General features: G+C 58.6%; 11 protein-coding genes and 3 pseudogenes. 11 read left to right on the top strand and 3 right to left on the bottom strand.

Translation table 11 applies throughout. The features are described 5' to 3' along the window. Positions 1–255 precede the first annotated feature (255 nt). Together BcanWU425_RS32690 and BcanWU425_RS32685 are read right to left on the bottom strand one after the other, a co-directional pair. The gene (locus tag BcanWU425_RS32690) at positions 256–1911 is read right to left on the bottom strand and encodes an amidohydrolase (RefSeq protein WP_231189127.1); all 1656 of its coding nucleotides are present in this window, start codon (positions 1909–1911) and stop codon (positions 256–258) included. A gap of 28 nt (positions 1912–1939) precedes the next feature. Further along, complete coding sequence (locus BcanWU425_RS32685) at positions 1940–2968, bottom strand: CobW family GTP-binding protein (RefSeq protein ID WP_231189125.1); 1029 nt, start codon at positions 2966–2968, stop codon at positions 1940–1942. Between the two features lie 706 nt (positions 2969–3674). Between BcanWU425_RS32685 and istA the strand changes: the two genes are divergently transcribed. Both istA and istB read left to right on the top strand, forming a co-directional pair. Beyond that, positions 3675–4982 (top strand): IS21 family transposase, encoded by a 1308-nt coding sequence (istA, locus tag BcanWU425_RS32680; RefSeq protein ID WP_231189123.1) that lies wholly within the window; start codon positions 3675–3677, stop codon positions 4980–4982. Then, entirely contained in the window at positions 4982–5842 is an 861-nt protein-coding gene (gene istB / locus BcanWU425_RS32675; RefSeq protein WP_231189121.1) for an IS21-like element helper ATPase IstB, read from the top strand. Before istA ends, istB begins: the two co-directional genes overlap by 1 nt. Positions 5843–6047: 205 nt before the next feature. Here istB and BcanWU425_RS32670 read toward each other — a convergent pair whose 3' ends face one another. Continuing rightward, the gene (locus tag BcanWU425_RS32670; RefSeq protein WP_231189119.1) at positions 6048–6662 is read right to left on the bottom strand and encodes a helix-turn-helix domain-containing protein; all 615 of its coding nucleotides are present in this window, start codon (positions 6660–6662) and stop codon (positions 6048–6050) included. 253 nt (positions 6663–6915) lie between these two features. Between BcanWU425_RS32670 and BcanWU425_RS32665 the strand changes: the two genes are divergently transcribed. From BcanWU425_RS32665 to BcanWU425_RS32625, 9 genes and pseudogenes are all read left to right on the top strand, one after another. Then, a complete protein-coding gene (locus BcanWU425_RS32665) occupies positions 6916–9402 on the top strand; it encodes a GcvT family protein (RefSeq protein ID WP_231189117.1) in 2487 nt (828 codons plus the stop codon). A gap of 84 nt (positions 9403–9486) precedes the next feature. Beyond that, the gene (gene purU, locus BcanWU425_RS32660) at positions 9487–10341 is read left to right on the top strand and encodes a formyltetrahydrofolate deformylase (protein WP_231190955.1); all 855 of its coding nucleotides are present in this window, start codon (positions 9487–9489) and stop codon (positions 10339–10341) included. Between the two features lie 25 nt (positions 10342–10366). Continuing rightward, entirely contained in the window at positions 10367–11257 is an 891-nt protein-coding gene (gene folD, locus BcanWU425_RS32655) for a bifunctional methylenetetrahydrofolate dehydrogenase/methenyltetrahydrofolate cyclohydrolase FolD (protein ID WP_231189115.1), read from the top strand. 691 nt (positions 11258–11948) lie between these two features. Next, a pseudogene (locus BcanWU425_RS32650) lies at positions 11949–12589 on the top strand (3-methyl-2-oxobutanoate hydroxymethyltransferase); the annotation flags it as partial. Positions 12590–13202: 613 nt separating this feature from the next. Next, positions 13203–14138, top strand: coding sequence for a D-2-hydroxyacid dehydrogenase (locus BcanWU425_RS32645; protein ID WP_231190949.1), 936 nt, complete (start codon positions 13203–13205; stop codon positions 14136–14138). A gap of 546 nt (positions 14139–14684) precedes the next feature. Next, positions 14685–15176: a GNAT family N-acetyltransferase gene (locus BcanWU425_RS32640; RefSeq protein WP_231189113.1), complete on the top strand. Its 492-nt coding sequence runs from the start codon at positions 14685–14687 to the stop codon at positions 15174–15176. Positions 15177–15576: 400 nt separating this feature from the next. Beyond that, positions 15577–16605, top strand: a complete 1029-nt coding sequence (locus BcanWU425_RS32635; RefSeq protein ID WP_231189111.1) for a cysteine synthase family protein — start codon at positions 15577–15579, stop codon at positions 16603–16605. A gap of 234 nt (positions 16606–16839) precedes the next feature. Continuing rightward, positions 16840–17585: pseudogene (locus tag BcanWU425_RS32630) on the top strand (tyrosine-type recombinase/integrase); the annotation flags it as partial. A gap of 202 nt (positions 17586–17787) precedes the next feature. Further along, a pseudogene (locus BcanWU425_RS32625) lies at positions 17788–18505 on the top strand (IS5/IS1182 family transposase); the annotation flags it as partial. Positions 18506–18533: the final 28 nt, after the last annotated feature.

Here is an 18533-nt window from a genome sequence, read left to right as displayed (position 1 = left end):
TTTGTGCATATACCGCGACTTTGGTGCAGCTTTTGACCATCAGCCGGCGATGCCGCCCACAAAATCCTTGGGATGGAAAGCCCGTTCTTGCTCGCCAGTGCCAAGGCACATCAATGCACGGATACTTCCATTCGCGCCCTGGATGCACTCGCCTCCACGAGCTTGCCACCGCTGCTTGCCGTCAGCTCTGCTCTGTCCAGCCAGTCTTGAACTTCTCGTGATGGTCGGGACAACGGCCAGGAGTGGCCGTCCATCCTATGCCGCATGCCGTCCGGTCGGCGCTTCATCAGCCGAGCACTCCCAAATTCGTTCTCCCTCGACATACGTGCCGAGGACCTTCAGATCGAGCACGTGCTCGGGATCGACGGTGCGTGGATTCCTATCGAGGAGCACAAAATCGGCATATTTGCCGACCTCAATGCTCCCGATTTCGTTGTGCTTTCTGAGGTGGAAGGCGGCGTCGATTGTCACGGAGCGGAGGGCCGAGTCGATGTCCATGATCTGATCCGGACCAATGACATTTCCGGCCCGGCTTCGACGAGTTGTCGCTAGATGTAGGCAAAGGAGCGCATGCGGCCAAGTCATTGGTGGATCGCAGTGGAGCGAACTCCGCATCCCCTTTCGGACTGCGCTCCCGGCTGGCACAAACTTTGCGGCCGCTTCCGGTCCAAGGAGCGCGTCGCGGAGTGCTTCGCCCCAATAATACAGGTAAGGCAAGAAGAAGCTGCAGACGACGCCCAGCTTGTTGCAGCGGTCTATTTGGTCTTCGCGCAACGTTCCGCAATGCTCGAGCCGAAATGGACGCTTTGCTTCGGGAAAGTCTTTGAGCGCCACCTCGTACGCATCCAGAACCGCGTCGATCGTGCGATCGCCATGCGTATGGACCGACATTTGATGCCCGCGGGCCGCGTAAGCCCTGATTATTCGCTTCAGCTCTTCGGGCTTGTAGTTCATATGGCCGACGCTATCGCGCGGAAGACCCATGCTCGTAAGGGTGATTTCGTTGTTGAGGTATGGCTTCGTCAACCAGACGTTCCCCATGAGGACGGACCCATCACCCCACATCTTGATGCCGGCCATGGCAAACCGATCGTTTCCTCCCTCAAAGGGAATCGTCTCGATTCCTTCGGGAACGGCCCTCTGATAGCAAAAGACTCGAATGGGCATTTGCTCGCGCTCCAGAGTCTTCTTGTAGAAGACACTGGTCATTGGCGTCAGTCCCATTTCCGAGCTGGTTGTATACCCAGACTTTGAGAACTTCCACAGCCAATCCCGCAGCGAGTCGATACCCCGCTGCTCGCCACAGATCGCATAGAAGCTCTCGACGATGTAATCGCGTGAGCGCTCCTCAAACTTCCATGGTTCACCATTCTCGTCGTAACGAACATGCCCGCCGGCAACGACAGGGGTCTCTCGTGTGATTTTAAGTGCTTTAAGGGCCGCCGTGTTCAGAAATATTCCGTGCATGTTTGACACCTGCACGGCGATCGGAATCGTCGGTGAGAGTGCGTCGAGCTCTGCTTTGCTAGGCTCTTTGGCACCCACGTGGAGCTGGGCGTCAAGGCCCAGGAACCAGAGGAAATCACCCTCCTTGGCCTTGCTAACCCTTCTTCTGATCTTGGCGAGAGCTGCCTCGTAGGTAGGCGTGTGCACTGATCGAATATCGACGACCGGGTCGCCCCAACACAGAGCGCTAAGCAGAGGATGGCCATGTGCTTCGACGAAACCAGGTAACATCGTGCGCCCGTCGAGATCGACCATGGTGGTTTCGGAACCACGGTAGCTGCTTACGGCTTCCAAAGATCCAACGGCGAGTATTTTCCCCTTGGATATCGCGACCGCTTCAACTTGCATCTGGTCGCGATCCATCGTGACGATCGGACCGCCGTGAAAAATCGCGTCTGCACCCATCTGTGCTCCCCTTGCCTGCTTCCGGGCTTCAAGCGCCGTTGGTTTGCCGTGAAAACATTTCCGTGAGTCTGCCGGTTGGCAGTTCGCCGCGCATTCCTATGAATACGAGTTCGCTTCTCTGATCGCCCGAAGATGAAAGGCGTAGATCGATCGTCGAGCGCTTGCCGATCAGCTGGAAGACGCCGCTCTGATCGGGCAAATCCGAAAATCTAACGATGCCCTTCGCCCGCAGGACCGATGCAGGAAGAGCTTTTACGATCGCAGCGAAGTTGGCCTGGTTGCCGACATTGCCTGACCAGGACCAGCTCTCAAACATGCCGGAGTGATCACGAGTCCTGTAAGCGCCGCTGCAGGCGGCGCAGGCTCGATCGCGGCATGGGCTTTCAGTCTGGTCACAACGAAATGTTGTTGTCTTCCAACCCGAAGGAAGCTGGTGAGGCGCCTCTACGTTGCTATCAGAGAGTAACATGAACGCGGGAAGGACGGCATTGTGCGTTCTTATAATTCTCATCATAGGCAGCGCGCCGCGGAGCGTCGCGACGACTTTGTCGGCGACTGCCGGCGTTACCAGGTCGGTCTTGTTGAGTAACACATAGTCCGCGACCGCCGCCTGATCGATCGCCAGCTCAGTGTTTTCGAAGTTGAGGTCCGGAAAGTTCTCGGCATCGACAATGCAAATCGTACGATCGACCTTTAGTCGGCGAGACACTGCCGGCTGCATAAATGCATCGGCGATAGCCATCGGATTGGATACGCCACTCGTCTCGAGCAACACTCCGTCGAACTTCGGCTCTGAAGATGCGATAGACAGAATTGAACTTAAGAGATCATCTTTGATGCTGCAGCACACACATCCATTTGTAAGAGAAATGATGGTGTCACTCTGCGATGCAACCAGCTTCACATCAATGTTGAGCGCCGCAAAATCGTTGACGAGAACAGCCAGTCGCTGCCGCGTCTGCTGCAGTATGTTGTTCAGAAGAGTCGTCTTACCGGCACCCAGAAAGCCGGACACGATCGTAAGTGGTAATGGTTGCTCCCGGGCGAAATGCAGCATCGCGGCATATCCTCGGTGCCTGCGGCAGCGGTTTACACTCGTCCGCCGCCCATCACACCGTTCCTGAACGAAGTGCGCGTGGCTGGAGCACCACTGAAGTTCGCAACGACGAAACCAGATCTCAAATAAATTGTCGCTACATTTCTGTCAATGTGAATTTTTTTCGAATAGTTTCATGGGACGATTGTGTTAGGCTGGGCGGCCCAAAACGCCCACGCCACTTTATACGCTCGACAATGGCATATGGGCGTCACACCAACCCGAACCGGTTGAGATGTCACCGGGGCATTCCGGCAGAATGCGTCAAGCAACTTCGTGAGACCAGCACCTGTCGCAACGACCTCGCCAAGCAGAGGACCGCCGCTGCGATTACGGATAGCAGGCCGGGAGCGGAGAGGCTCGCTGCGCCGGCGAGGTCGGCGCTTTAATTCTTTAATTGACATGCGTGCCTCTTTCACAATGCCGATCGCCAAGCTCTTTGAGCGTACATTTCTGTTACGCGCAGGCCCGACTGCTATCGCCGTTGCCCAGCGCCCCCGTCGTTCGGGATGGTTGCCCACCACCGTCCCAAGGAAGACAGGTGATTAAGTCCTGACGAGCCGCCGGTCGCCGTTTCTCTTACCCCGTTGTGTCGCGCGCCATGGAAAACTGCCCCCTCGGCGCCATGAGGAATTGCCCCCTCCTTGGGTAGCCAAGGAGAGAGCAAATGAACGAGGAGCGAATCACTAGAGGCTCGTCGTGGAGTGATCCACGGGGGCAGGTGATGAAGACGCCGGATGACGTGGCGGAGATGTTGCGCCTGAGGGCGTGCGGGTGGGGTGTGAAGCGGATTGCGCGGCAGTTGGGCTGCAGCCATCACACGGTGAAGGACTACGTGGCGGCGGGCGGGGTGAAGCCGTTTAAGTCGCCCGAGAGGCCGCAACGGCTCCATGGCCTTGAGGGCTGGCTGCGCGAGAGGTTCATTCGCCATCGTGGCAATGCAGACGTGGTGCGCCAGGATCTATTGAATGAGAAAGGCGTGACAGTCAGCCGGCGAACGCTGCAGCGCGCGGTGCGGCCTTATCGGCAGGCGCTGAAGGCGGAGGCGCTTGCGACGACGCGGTTCGAGACACCTCCGGGTCGCCAGCTGCAAATCGACTTCGGGGAGCGCCTGGTCGAGATCGGCGGAACGAAGGTCAAGGCATTCGTGTTCGTGGCGACGCTCGGACATTCGCGACGGCTCCATGTGCGAGCGTTCCGTGCCGAGAAGCAAGAGCACTGGTTTGCCGGGCTCGAGAGCACATTCACCACCTTCAGCGGTGTACCCGAGGAAGTGCTGATGGATAACCCACGCGCACTTGTGGTGCGCCACGACGCGGTGAGCCGGTCGGTTCAGTTCAACGACAGGCTGATTGCCTTCTCGAAGCACTGGGGCTTCCGTCCTCGGGCCTGCGCACCATATCGGGCACGCACAAAGGGCAAGACGGAGAATGGCGTTGGCTATGTGAAGAAGAACGCGATCGCAGGTCATTCGTTTGCAAGTTGGGAAGCGTTTGAGGCCCATCTCGCCAGGTGGGAGCGAGAGGTTGCGAACGTCCGTATCCACGGCACGACCGGCGAAGCACCGATCATCCGCTTCGCACGAGACGAGGCCCACCGGCTAAAACCGCTCGGCGGGCGGCCTTCGTTCGGATCCTTGCGCGAGCTAACCCGGATCGTCGGCAATGATTGTTCCATCGAGATCGACACCAACAGTTACTCGGTACCTTGGCGCCTTATTGGTGAGCGCGTCGCGGTGACCGTCGCGGCTGGCGAGGTGCGGATCCGCCATGGCGTGCACCAGGTCGCGGTTCACGAGCAATCGAAGGGGCGCCGGCTGCGGATCGTCGATCCGATCCATCTCGATGGTGTTGCCGGGCGCAATGGCGCGGTCCGCCGCCCGGAGATTGCAGCGGCGGTGCAGGAATCGTCTCCCCCGCATTCATTGTTGCGTCCGCTTGCCGAATATGAAGCCGTGATCGGGGGAAGCTTCTGATGACGCGCGCAAAGAAGGCAACCGAAGCACCGACTGATCCCCTTGATGCCATGCTGGCGCGATTGCAGCTCTCCGGCATCCGCGATCAGCTCGACAGCCTGCTCGACGAGGCGGCGCGCGCGAACCTGTCGGCCCGTGAGACGCTGATCCTGCTGTGCGAACGTGAGATCGCGCGCAAGGATCATCGCCGCATCGATATGGCGCTGAAGCTTGCACACTTCCCCGCCGTGAAGGAGCTCACAGGCTTCGACTTCGAGGCGCAGCCCTCGATCGATCCCAAGCAGATCCGCGATTTGGCCGCGTCACGTTGGATCGCCAACGGCGAGAATGTGCTGCTGCTCGGCCCGCCGGGCGTCGGTAAGACGCACTTGTCGATCGCACTCGGGCGAGAAGCGATCCTGGCCGGTTACACCGTGCAGTTCACCACGGCGACGACGCTCGTCGCGGGCCTGGCCAAGGCGCATGGCGAGCGGCGCCTGGACGAGAAGCTGCTCGCGCTGGCGAAGCCAAAGCTTCTTATCGTTGACGAGCTCGGCTATCTGCCGCTGGAGCCGGACGCCGCGCATCTGTTCTTCCAGCTGGTCAGCCGCCGTTACGAAACCGGTGCCATGCTGATCACGTCGAACCGCAGCGTTGCCGAATGGGGCACCGTGTTCGCCGATCCCGTGGTCGCCACCGCGATCCTCGACCGGCTCCTGCACCACAGCCACGTGCTGACGATCCGCGGCGACAGCTACCGGCTCCGCGCCAAACGGAAGAGCGGCCTCATCAAGGCGCCGCCCGCCGGTGACGGCCCTCCGGTCGGCTCCGCCTCCCTCCGTCCCGTCACCGGCGGAAACGACCATCAAACAACATCATGAAACCGAGGGTGGGGGCAGTTCTTCATGACGCAAAGGGGGCAGTTCCGGATGGCGTTTGACACCGTTGTTATGGGCCGGCGGCCCCAGAGGAGGTAACGATTGGTCACCTGCGCTTTCTCTTTCGATCACGTTACGTATGGGTTGTGTCGTACTACGGTTTGAGCGACTCTCGGACGGGCCTTGCTCGTGAAACGCTTAGGCATTGCTAGTAGTGCGGAGGAGTGATCGCCCACACGACCTTGGCAGGCTCCGTTCCAGGGTTCGCGCAGCGATGTTGCGAAATGCTACTAAAGGAGAAGCTGTCGCCTTCCTCGAGCTGAAACAGCTTCCCGTCGACCCACAGGTCCAGTCGCCCCGCGATCAGAACCCCCGCCTCATTGCCGTCATGGCTGTATTCCCCGCTGTCGGCACCGGGCTCAATTGTACTCATGAGCAGTTCTAGCGGGCCGGCGAGATTGGGTGAGAGAAGCTCCTCGGCGATGCCAAGGCCGGTGAAGGTCAATCGGCGGCGGTGCGCCTTGCGAACGACGACGTCACGTTCGTCGGGCGTAGCCTGCATGTTACCGTTGAAGAACCAGTTCATGTGCACGCCAAGGACGTCGCTTAGCTTTTTCAAAACCCCGATCGGCAGCTTGGATTGGTTTCGTTCGATCTGACTCAAATAGCCCACCGAAATGCCGGCTGCTTGGGCAAGCTGGCTCAGCGTCAGCTTCTTGAGCTTGCGTAGCTCGCGAATCTGTCCGCCCACGGCAGCCCCCAAGTCGCCCTTCGGTTCAGAGGCCGTCCATTCATCAGCTGCGCGTATCGATCTAATCGCCATGAACTCTCTCGTCCTTCACGCGGGCCGTGTTGCTCCACGACATGGCCCCCTGCAACCCAGTCAAGCAAGCCACTTTCAACACTCGGTCACTCGGAGGGCTTTAATCGTTGGAGCGCCTGCCACCCGAGCGTCAAAGTGCCCGATTCTTTATAGGAGCCACAGCTTTGGAAAAAAATACCGAGCGTCATGAAATAACTATTCACATATATGAAAAAACGTGGAATAATTTCACGATGGTCGTTGGAGTTTAGGTATGGCGGATCTTCCGAAGTCGGCTCAAGTCGTCATTGTCGGCGGCGGTATCATGGGTTGCAGTCTGGCTTACCATCTGACCCTTCGCGGTTGGACCGATGTGGTCTTGCTTGAACGTAAGCAACTCACCTCCGGAACGACATGGCACGCAGCTGGTTTGGTTGGTCAGCTCGGAGCAACGCACAATCTGACGCGGTTGGCCCAATATACGACCGAGCTCTATGGGCAGCTCGAACGAGAGTCGGGGCAAAACACTGGCTACCGCCAGATTGGGTCACTGGCAATTGCGACCCATCAGGAGCGCTTCGAGGAGTTGAAGCGCGGAGCGTCAATGGCTCGCTGTTTTGGGTTGGAGGTAAACGTCCTCACGGCGAAGGAGGCGGGCGATCTTTGGCCGTCAATGGCAACCGAAGATCTCGTGGGTGCGGTTCATCTTCCCAAGGATGGGCAGACCAATCCGGTGGACACGACGCATGCGCTCGCGAGGGGCGCCAAGCTTCGTGGGGCGAAGATATTTGAGGGCACCGCTGTAACCGAGATCGTGATCGAAAATGGTCGCGCGGTCGGTGTTCGCACCAAGGACGGCGAAATCGCCGCCGAATTTGTGGTCAATTGCGCAGGCATGTGGGCGCGGGACCTCGGTGCAAGCGCGGGTACGACCGTCCCGCTTCACGCGGCCGAACACTTCTATATTGTCACCGAGCCGCTGCCCGAGATCAAAAGGCATCTTCCCGTGCTGCGTGATGCCGATGCTTGCACGTATTTCAAGGAAGATGCCGGCAAGCTGCTGGTCGGCTGGTTCGAACCGGTTGCGAAGCCTTGGGGGATGGAGGGCATACCCGACAGTTTCGAGTTCGATACGTTGCCGGACGATCTCAATCATATCGAACCGCTGCTTGAGGGGGCGATCCGTCGCGTTCCGATGCTGGCGAAGGCGGGAATCCAGTTGTTCTTCAACGGACCGGAGAGTTTTACCCCGGACGATCGCTATATGCTTGGCGAGACGCCGGAGGTGCGAAATCTGTTCGTGGCGGCGGGCTTCAATTCCATTGGTATACGTTCCGCGGGTGGAGCGGGCAAGGTGCTTGCCGATTGGATCGTCGATGGTCACCCGCCGATGGACCTGTGGGACGTCGATATACGACGCGTGATGCCGTTCCAATCCAACCGTCGCTATCTCCGCGATCGAACGGTCGAAACGCTTGGTTTGCTGTACGCGATGCACTGGCCGTTCCGGCAGCCGGAGACAGCGAGAGGTGTCCGACGTTCTGCACTCCACGATCGCTTGCTCTCGCGGGGGGCCTGCTTCGGTGAGGTCGCGGGCTTCGAACGACCCAATTGGTATGCGCCAAAGGGGCACGAAGCCAAGTACGAATATAGTTTCGGGCGGCAAAATTGGTTCGACTATTCCGCCGAGGAGCATCTCGCGGTGCGCGAGAGCGTCGGGCTATTCGATCAATCGTCCTTCGCCAAACTCGTGTTCGAGGGCGAGGACGCCGAGCACATTCTCAATAGGATCTGTGCGAATAACGTCTCGGTTCCGGTCGGGCGCATCGTATACACTCAGTGGCTCAATGACCGTGGTGGCATCGAGGCGGATCTGACGATCACCCGCGAAAGCGAAAAGCGCTTCCTCATCGTAACCGCCGTCGCCACGCAGGTCAGGGACTTGGCCTGGTTGAACCGCAACATTCCGGAAGGTGCACGGGCGGTGGCCGTCGACGTTAGTTCGGCTTACTCGGTCCTCGGTGTGATGGGTCCGAAGTCCAGGAGTTTGTTGAGCAAGCTGACGGATGCCGATCTGTCGAACGGTGCATTTCCATTCGCGACCTCGAAGGTCATCGATCTTGGTTATGCCAAGGTGCGGGCAAGCCGCATTACCTATGTCGGCGAACTGGGATGGGAATTGTACGTTCCGACCGAGTTCGTCCAGGGCGTATTCGACGTTCTTCTGGAAGAGGGTGCTTCATTCGACATGCGCCTCGCCGGCTATCACGCGATGAATTCATTGCGAATGGAGAAGGGGTACCGGCACTGGGGCCACGACATCACGGACGAAGATACCCCGCTGGAGGCCGGGCTCGGCTTCGCCGTCGCTTGGTCGAAGCCGCAAGGATTTATTGGGCGCGATGCCTTGCTGCGTCAGAAGGAAGCCGGGCCCAAGCGCAAGATGGTCCACATTGCTTTAGGGGATCCCGCGCCGCTGCTCTACCACAATGAACCAATTTGGCACGATGGTCGGCTCGTAGGACGCGTCACGTCCGGCATGTACGGTCACAGCATCGGAGCGTCTCTTGGTCTGGGCTATGTCGAGAACCCCGACGGCGGAGGAGTCGATGCGGCTTATTTGCAGGGCGGCAAATTGGAGGTCGAGGTCGCAGGCGTGCGCGTGCCCGCCCGTGCTTCGCTACGCGCGTTCTATGATCCCGCCAACAATCGGGTGAAGGACGTCGAAGGTGCTGGGGCCCTGTCTGCGTCGGCTTCCTGATCGGTAAGTGTCATGTCTAAAATTAGCATCATATCCACCAGCCCCTTTGCACAGAGTTCGCCTGTCCCGGGATTGAAGGAACAAATCAATCGGCCCGACTTTGTCTTGACATTCTCCTGTCCGGATCGGATCGGCATTGTTCACGCTGTCTCTGGCTTCCTCACGAGCCATGGATGCAATATCCGAGACAGCGCTCAATTCTCCGATCGCAGCGTCGGCAAACTGTTCATGCGCATTTCATTCGACGCGCTGGATAAAATCGCAATCTCACGCTTGCAGTCGGAGTTTTCCGAAGTCGGAAAGTCATTTGACATGACGTGGCAATTGCATGATTCCAGTTCGAAGCCACGGGTCATGATTATGGTCTCCCGCGCCGGACACTGCCTAAACGACCTTCTGTTTAAATATTCCACGGGAATGCTCGATCTCGAAATTCCGTTGATCGTTTCAAATCATAAGGACTTCTATCGCCTCGCCGCGTCCTACGACATTCCTTTCCATCATCTGCCGATCACTGCCGACACAAAGCTCGTCCAGGAAGCAAAGCTAATGGAGCGGGTCGAGCAGGAACGCATCGATTTGATTGTCTTGGCCCGATACATGCAGATTTTGTCGGATGGGCTCTGTCAGAAGATGTCCGGACGGGTCATCAATATCCATCACTCGTTCCTGCCAAGCTTCAAGGGAGCGCGTCCGTATCATCAAGCCCAGTTAAGGGGTGTCAAGTTGATCGGCGCGACAGCCCACTATGTCACCGCGGACCTGGATGAGGGGCCGATCATCGAGCAAGACGTCTTACGCGTTGATCATTCCCTCACGCCCGAGGAACTCTCGGCGGTCGGACGAGATGTGGAGGCCGCAGTATTGACGCGAGCCGTCAAGTTTCACGCCGAGAACCGGGTCCTGTTGAACGGCGATCGCACGGTGGTCTTTCGATGAGCATCACGATACGGGCAAACGGAAGATGAGCGCAGTGCTGATCAATGGCGTTGCCGCTGCGAGGCAGCTTCACGACGAGTTGTGCAGTGCCGTCGAAACTCTCGTGGAACGGGGGGCGACCCCTGGTCTTGCCGTTGTGCTCGTTGGCGATGATCCTGCAAGCTCGGTTTACGTTCGCAACAAGGTGCGCAGGTCGGTCGAAGCGGGATTGCGATCGTTCCATCACGAGCTGCCCGCCTCAACCAGTGAAAGTGATCTCCTGGCGTTGATCAAGCGCCTGAACGCGGCCGAAGACGTTGACGGCATTCTCGTTCAACTGCCGCTACCCCCTCACATTGATGCCCAGAAAGTGACTGCCGCCATCGATCCGGCAAAGGACGTGGACGGTTTCCATCCTATCAATGTCGGCAACCTGTCGCTCGGCGCACCCGCTTTGGTCGCCTGCACGCCACTCGGATGTATGCTTTTGATCAAGGGCGTCCGTAAGGATCTTGCCGGGCTTTCCGCAGTCGTCGTCGGCCGTTCAAACATAGTCGGGAAGCCGCTGGCACAACTCCTGTTACGAGAAAACTGTACGGTTACCATAGCGCACTCCAGGACCAAGGATCTTCCTTTGGTCTGTTGTGGTGCGGACATTCTGGTTGCCGCGGCCGGACGGGCAGGGTTCATTCGTGGCGATTGGATCAAACCCGGTGCAATCGTCATCGACGTCGGCATCAATCGCATTGAACGCGACGGCAAGCAGCAATTGGTCGGCGATGTGGATTTCGAAGGTGCGCGCAGCGTCGCCGGCGCGCTGACACCAGTTCCGGGCGGAGTGGGTCCGATGACCATCGCGTGCCTGCTCAGGAATACGATCGAGGCCGCCTGCCGCCGCCGCGGTATTTCTTCGCCGCTTGCCAATGCCGCTGACTAATCGCCGCAGCGCAAGCGCTTGCCCCTCCAATACTGATCGAACACAACTTCCGACGAGGTGCTGAAGTTGGATTAGCTGGAGAGCTGACGCTCCGTCCCGGCCGCGGAGCCGTTCTCGTTGCGCGCTCTACTTCTACCAAGTGGCGGCTAACGGGGAACCGAGGTCTATGAAGCTTATTGCGAACGAGGCGGACGATGGCTTGAAAGCCAGCAGCAACGTCGGGCGGTCAGCAAGCCAAGACGTGCCACCAGGTTTGATCCCGGCCTCTTCGCTCGCGGTTTTGGATGGATGCGTACCACCTCGGCGATCGGTTCGCAGGTGAGGAACGCGAAGATGTCGGCGGTGATTTCGCCTTGCTACCAACCCGGCTCGCGCTATTTTGTCGTTAATGGTGCGATTGGACGCACATCAGCTATACGCCAGATCATCCTCTGCGGTTTGAACACCTGAAGTCGAAGGCCCTCGTCTTTAACCCCGACGACCGGATCGTCGATGTGTCGACCTGTTCGGCGAATCGCGACGGAGCCGGGCGCTATCACTTAAGCGATAGTGGGAGATGCGGGCGAGGCCGAACCCATGCCGCTTCGCACCGCCAGTGCCGACTAAACTACAATCCGGATGTCAGGATGCGTGCGATGAGTCACATATCCGAATCACATATCCGAATAGCCGGCCACTCAGGTGACCATTCCTGCTGACGCGTTGGAAAGCGGAAGGCCCTCTGCTTGATGACGACCATTTATGACGCGGCGACGGCTCACATCGTTGATCCGGTGGTCGAGATGATTCTCGTCGTCCGACAGCGTCGGCAATGTCTGCCGTCGGCTTCGATAATACGTTGCCAATCAGTATGGCGGTGATGAACCACCACGTGGAAGCGGTCGCTCGTACCAAGCCGCGCGCGTTGCTCGTCGCCGATATGCGCTTTCTCAGCTTTCACCTCGGCATTGAGGACACGATCCGTCATGCCAGTTCTGCAGCGGGGCGCGGCTGCCGTGAAGCTCAAGGCAGGGCGCAAGCGGATCGAAATGGTGCGTTTCCAGGTCGATTGCGAGATCCCAGTGATGGGCCATCTCGGCCTCGCCCCGCAAAGCGTCAACGCCATAGCGGGTCAAGGTGCAGGGCCGCAGGGCGGATGATGTCTTGCGCCTGCTCGAGGACGTCTTTCGCCTGCAGGAATCAGGTTGTTTCTCGTTGGTCTTGGAAAGCGCGGCGCGGGCAACCGAGTCATTAACAATCCTACCCATCGGAATCGGCGCGGGTCCTAGCTGCTCGCTGCAGATACTAGTGTTTGACGACCTTCCCGGCCTGACTGAGGGGCATCGGCCGAAGCTGCAAGCAATCGAAGACCAATCGAGGGGCAGGAAGTTTGTCTGCGTCTCGCCGATTTCGTGACGAGCTTCCCCGACCGCTTGCGCTCGTCCGTCGGCGCGCTCGTTTTAATCGAACGCCGACGCGTGCTGCGCCTTGTGAAGGAAGCCCGACAGGATCATCATCCGCCACTCCATTCCCTCCCATCCACCGTCCGAAAGGCGATCATCATGATGTGTTGTTAGGCTGAACGATGCTCCGCGTTGACCCAGCATAGGGAAATATTTCAGGGGCTTGTACTGCTGACAATCCCGCGGCAAAGCCGAAGTGTGAGCAAATCTGTGGAATCAATGCAAGGACGCAGAATTTCGGACAGTGGCGGCGCCCCATCAAAGAATTTCCAATTTAGATTTCGCTAAATTCCGCTGTTGTGGAACGGCATTTGCTGACGCGAGTCCCAGGCGCTTCGCCGAGCCCACGAAGGCGCACATACCTTCGGCCCTATGCATCGGTTTGTGCAGATCTTCGCTCCGATTCACCAGGAGGGTGTCTTGGCCGAACAAGAATTGGCGTCGAGACATCCGCCAACGCATAGCCATGAAGGTAACATGACGATTGAAAGCCCCCCTTCACCATTGTCATCAACCACCCTGAGGCCGAAGCTTATGCGCGAGTGTTGGGTGAACGTTTTCCGCAAGTCCGAGTCATTGTGGCGCCGGATTCTGATCGGCTAGAGCGATACATAGGTGAGGCGCACGCGTTGCTTGCTTATCAATTCCCAGTCGAATTGTTCGACCGGGCAACAAAACTGCGTTGGTTCCAATCCCTTAGCGCGGGTGTTGATTCCATGTTACCGATCCGTGACAGAGCGGACGACATAATCGTGACCAATGCTCGTGGGATGCATGGCGGCTTAATTGCGGATTACGTCATGGGCGGCGTGACGATGCTGAATTGGGATTTTCGCAAACTTCTGAGCGAGCAGGCGGACCGCAAATGGAACTTTCGATCGGTAACGCCACTGGCCGACAAAACGCTTGGCGTTGTCGGGTTGGGTTCGATCGGGACGACGATCGCTCGGCGCGCGAAGAGCGCGGGGATGACTGTTTTGGGTGCGAAGCGGGATATTTCAGTCCCGGTCGAAGGTATCGACCGGTTGTTCGGCTCCGATGAGCTGAAGGGTTTACTGCCGCTCCGCGATTTCGTGGTTCTGTCCGTGCCAGCTACGCCGGAGACAGCCGGTCTTATCGGTGCCGACGAGATCGCATGTATGCGACGTGATGCATTCTTGATCAACATCGCCCGGGGCAGCGTCGTCGTGGAGTCCGAATTGATTGGCGCCCTACAGGCGGGCACACTCGCAGGCGCGATGCTCGACGTGTTCGAGCGCGAGCCGCTGCCGCAGGATAGCCCGCTGTGGGGCATGGCAAACGTGATTGTAACGCCACATATTTCAGGAATCGTCACAGACTATGTGGAGCGAGCGTTTGAAATTGTTGCAGACAACATCGAACGCTACCTTAAAGGACTGCCGCTGAAGAATTTGGTTGATCTGCGACGAGGCTATTGAGCGCTTGACGCGAGCACCGCGAAGATGCGCGACTGCTTGTCCTAACGGTGGCAAGCTTTGCTGGCCCGGTGAGGCTCGCACAATGCCGGCTTTCTGGTCGTGAAACGGGAGCGCCTGAACGGTAGCCTGATAGTTGAGTAGTCACAGTTGGGAGATCACACTAATGCCAAGCCCGCTGCATGACTGAATGTTGACGGCACGGGCAGAACTAGACCTGGCGCGTCGGAATTGAATCCGAGAGTGGGCGACAAGCTCTCACCCAGCGAGGCACGAGGGGCACCGCATCGTGGAAATGGCAGACAATTGTCTGTTAGGTTTGTCGAGTCCGCGACATATGCTCTCAGCGCCTCGCCTCTTCCCGCCATGATGTAAGCCGTTGAAATTAATACTATAAATGGACATTCATTGGACTGCGTCAATTGGCACGAGTTTTGAGAGCCTGCCGTCAGAACCCAACGAGCTACAACGATAATCATGTCTCGAGCGAGATATCATTCTCTCCCTTTTCGCCAAAGGGCAAAACGGCGGCTGATACGGAGACTTAGTATGCGCGCGGCGCTGAAAAGCTTGTCTCGTTTTGATTACGCGGTGGTGGCCCATCTAAAGATAGAGCCAGAGCAAGAAGACTTTGTGGACTCACTGGAGTTGGTCTTCTCCGAACTTCAAAATAACTCATGGGCTGGCCTTGCGCACGCCTTCTCAATCGTCGCCACCGATGAGATCGTCGGCTTTTTTGTTCTCCGAGAAGGGGCAGCGTTGCCTGAATGGGCCCTCCCAAACGCGATGACTTTGCACAGCCTTTGCGTGGACCGAGCATGCCAGGGCAATGGATATGGTAGGGCAGCGATCAAACTTGCCGCTCGATGGGTCGCTACAAACCGTCCATCTGTTAACAGTCTCATGCTTGGCGTCAATGTACGCAATGAGACAGCTAGAGCTGTTTACCTGAAGTCGGGGTTTCGGGATACGGGCGCGACTCACTTCGGCCCAAGCGGCCCTCAAAACATTCTTGAACGCAAGATCGGTTTGGGAGGATAAGTGTGATCATTGTGTTCCTTTTGACCCTTGTGTTGGCAAGGCATTCCAGGCACCCAAATCTCAGCGAGCCTACATTGCCGGCGCGACCGGCGGTGCCTGCTTGGATGAGGGCGTTCTCAGCAGCAGATTACGGATTTCCGCCCGCGCCGCAGCGTCGCTATGCCGTCCATCCGCGGCATCCTCGGCATCTCCTCCTCCGTGCAATGCGTGAAGGGCACGATGGAATATGCGGTGCAGCGCATCCGCGCCGAGCAAGCTACTGACTAGAACCAGCCTATCGCGGCGGCAGTTGGGTCACCTCGAAACAAAATTCCACCACTGGCCCCGGCCCGCCCGCTGTGGCGTGGAGAGCAGCACAAGGGTCGTTCCACTCATTACAAAGCAGGAGGAGAGGCACGCTATGCTGCACCAGACCATAACGCAGTTGATCGGGCAGACGCCGGTAATGTCGATTGATATTCCCAACCGGGACACCCGTTTGATGCTAAAAATCGAAAAAAACAATCCCGGCGGCTCGATGAAGGACCGCATGGCGCGAAGCATGGTTGTGGCTGCACTGAAAGATGGGCGCCTCGCTCCAGGCGGCACCATTGTTGAATCTTCTTCTGGTAATACCGGTATAGGCTTGGCTCTGTCCGCGTTGGACTTTGGCCTGCGCTTCATCGCCGTGGTCGACCACCATGCGGCACCCGACAAAGTCCGGATGATGCAGGCCCTCGGCGCCGAAATCCGCTACGTCGAAGGCGAGTTTGCTGAAAACGAAGTCGCCGTTGTCGAGAGGCAGCGCCTAGCGGCACAGCTCGCCGCAGATCTTAGCGGCGCACTGTTCATGAACCAATCTGACAATCCCGCAAATCCGGAAGGCTACGCCGCTCTCGTTGATGAGCTGATCTCTCAACTTCCCAACGGCATCGACGCGTTTGTCGGATGCGTTGGGACCGGCGGGTCAATGAGCGGTATTGCGCAACGGCTCAAGCGCTACAAAGAGACGGTGCGCACGATCGGTGTGGAGCCGGCTGGATCCATCATTTTCGGAAAACCCGCGCATGCCTATTACCAGTCCGGCACTGGCATGCCCGCGGGTGACGCGGTCGGCAAAGTCCTGGACTATGGATGCATCGATGAGGGCGTACAGGTGACCGATACTCAAGCTTTCGAGACCGCGCGTTACATCGCTAGGCGCAAAGGACTTTTAGTCGGTGGGTCTTCCGGCGGAGCTATCTACAAAGCTCTGGAATTCATCGCCGCAGGCAAGCTCACCGGTACTGTCGTAACACTGGTCGCCGATGGGGGCGAGAAATATCTGAGCACGATTTTCAACGAGGACTGGATGGCAAAGCGCAGCTTGCTCGATCCAACGATCGCCCCCCAGTTGGACCAGTGGCTCTTCGGAAAGGAGTCGTCCGTGAACAAGGCTCTAAGCGATTGAGCAGGATTCAGTTTTCGGTTGCGGTGGCATTTGAGATTGTAGGGATTGGGGGCTTGAGGCCCCCAAACCTTGCAATTTCCGTTTGTGGATTGAACGAAGCCGCTGCCGCGGCGTGAGGGTTAAGGTGGCGTAGATCGCCTCCTGATTGAGAGGATATGGGTGTTGGAGCCCATCCTCCTCAGACAAGAGTATTGAGATGACCGATTTGAGCATTTGAGCCCTCTTCGCCGCCGCATGATCGAGGACATGACACTCCGCAATCTGTCGCCGGCGACGCAGCGATCCTACATCAGCGCGGTTTCGAAGTTCAGCCGCTATTTCGGCCGATCGCCTGACCGGTTAGAGCTGGAAGACGTCCGCGCCTTCCAGGTGCGTCTGGTCTCGACCGGCATCTCATGGCCAGCGCTGAACCAGATCGTCCGTGCGCTGCGGTTTTTCTACGGCGCCACGCTCGGCGAGGCGCTCATCCCGGAGCGCATCCCTATGCGCGAGAACCGCGCAAGCTGCCGGTCGTTCTCAGCGCCAACGAAGTGGTTCAGTTCCTCGAGGCTGTGTCCAGCCTGAAGAGCCGCGACGCGCTCACCACGGCCTATGCGGCCCGACTCAGGGCCTCCGAAGTCGCGGGACTGCGGATCGAAGACATCGACAGAGCCCGCGGCGTCATCCAGGTGCGCCACGGCAAGGGCGCGAAGGATCGCAACGTGATGCTGTCGCCCCAGCTGCTGGGCATCCTGCGCACCTACTGGCGGCTCGCCCGGCCGCGGCTTTATCTGTTCCCTGGTCATGACGAAGATCATCCGATCGATCAGACCGTGTTGCACGCCGCCTGTCGGTCGGCGGTGAACGCTGCGGGCCTGACCAAGCGCGTCACGCTCCACACGCTGCGCCACAGCTTAGCGACGCATCTTCTCGAGAACGGAACCGATATCCGGATCATCCAGGTCTTGCTCGGGCACAATAATTTGTCGTCGACAGCGCGCTAGACGCAGGTCGCCACCGATACGATCCGTAAAATGGACCCGCGGAGCGGGACCACCTGAGCCGGTTTGGTAGTTCGGAAACTGACCGCTCCTGATCACTTTCTATCATGCTGCTAGAGACTCTGTCTGCTGCTGTTGCTGTGGGCATGTGGTCAACGCGTCAGCGTTGTCCACCATGTCCACAGCCTTCGCGGTGCGCGTCCGGTATCAGCGGCAGTTGCGCATTCTGCGCAGCCGGCTCGGCCTGATCATCCGCGACACCCGCCGCAGGATCGAGGGCCAGCCGGCCTCCGGAGGAGGCGTTCGCCGTCCCGCTTGGCCGGGCCGTGCAGGTCCGCTCGCAGCAGCAGCGACAGGGCGGCCGGAAGCTCTATTCCTTCCATGCTCCGGAGGTGGAATGCATTGGCAAAGGCAAGGCCGCCGCACCTTACGAGTTCGCGTCAAAGCCTCCATCGTCACCAACAACCGCCGGGCTCCCAGTGGCCTGCTCGTGCTGCACGCCAGGTCGTTGCCCGATAATCCCTACGACGGTCATACCCTGCGGGACATCATCGACCGGACCGAGGCGCTCACCGGCTGTGCGATCGAGCGGGCCTACATCGACAAGGGATATCGCGGCCACGCAAAATCCCCCGTCGCGTCTTCATTTCGGGCCATAAGCGCGGCGTGTTCGTCGCCATCAAGCGCAAGCTGCGGCGCCGCTCCGCCATCGAGCCCATCATCGGACACCTGAGGCCGAAGGTCACCTTGGCCGCTGCTACCTCAAAGGCCGCGCCGGCGACGCCGCCAACGTCGTGCTCTCAGCAGTCGGCTACAAATTCCGCCGTATCCTCGCCTGGCTCAGAGAACTCTTGTGCCTCTTCATGATCCAGCTATCGCATACGCTTGCATCTCCAGTCCCGCTCAATTCGGCTTCTTAACCGACGACTACCTAATCTATCCAATGAC

The organism is Bradyrhizobium sp. WU425 (assembly GCF_021052305.1).
Taxonomy (GTDB): Bacteria; Pseudomonadota; Alphaproteobacteria; order Rhizobiales; family Xanthobacteraceae; genus Bradyrhizobium; species Bradyrhizobium canariense_D.
This window is presented reverse-complemented; position numbering and strand designations above follow the sequence as displayed.

What these genes read in the sequence shown, in the direction of transcription:
- BcanWU425_RS32665 (WP_231189117.1), top strand. Translation starts at nt 6,916, where the DNA reads ATGGCGGATCTTCCGAAGTCGGCTCAAGTCGTCATTGTCGGCGGCGGT.
- BcanWU425_RS32670 (WP_231189119.1), bottom strand. Translation starts at nt 6,662, where the DNA reads ATGGCGATTAGATCGATACGCGCAGCTGATGAATGGACGGCCTCTGAA.
- BcanWU425_RS32640 (WP_231189113.1), top strand. Translation starts at nt 14,685, where the DNA reads ATGCGCGCGGCGCTGAAAAGCTTGTCTCGTTTTGATTACGCGGTGGTG.
- istA (WP_231189123.1), top strand. Translation starts at nt 3,675, where the DNA reads ATGAACGAGGAGCGAATCACTAGAGGCTCGTCGTGGAGTGATCCACGG.
- BcanWU425_RS32685 (WP_231189125.1), bottom strand. Translation starts at nt 2,968, where the DNA reads ATGCTGCATTTCGCCCGGGAGCAACCATTACCACTTACGATCGTGTCC.
- BcanWU425_RS32635 (WP_231189111.1), top strand. Translation starts at nt 15,577, where the DNA reads ATGCTGCACCAGACCATAACGCAGTTGATCGGGCAGACGCCGGTAATG.
- BcanWU425_RS32690 (WP_231189127.1), bottom strand. Translation starts at nt 1,911, where the DNA reads ATGGGTGCAGACGCGATTTTTCACGGCGGTCCGATCGTCACGATGGAT.
- istB (WP_231189121.1), top strand. Translation starts at nt 4,982, where the DNA reads ATGACGCGCGCAAAGAAGGCAACCGAAGCACCGACTGATCCCCTTGAT.
- folD (WP_231189115.1), top strand. Translation starts at nt 10,367, where the DNA reads ATGAGCGCAGTGCTGATCAATGGCGTTGCCGCTGCGAGGCAGCTTCAC.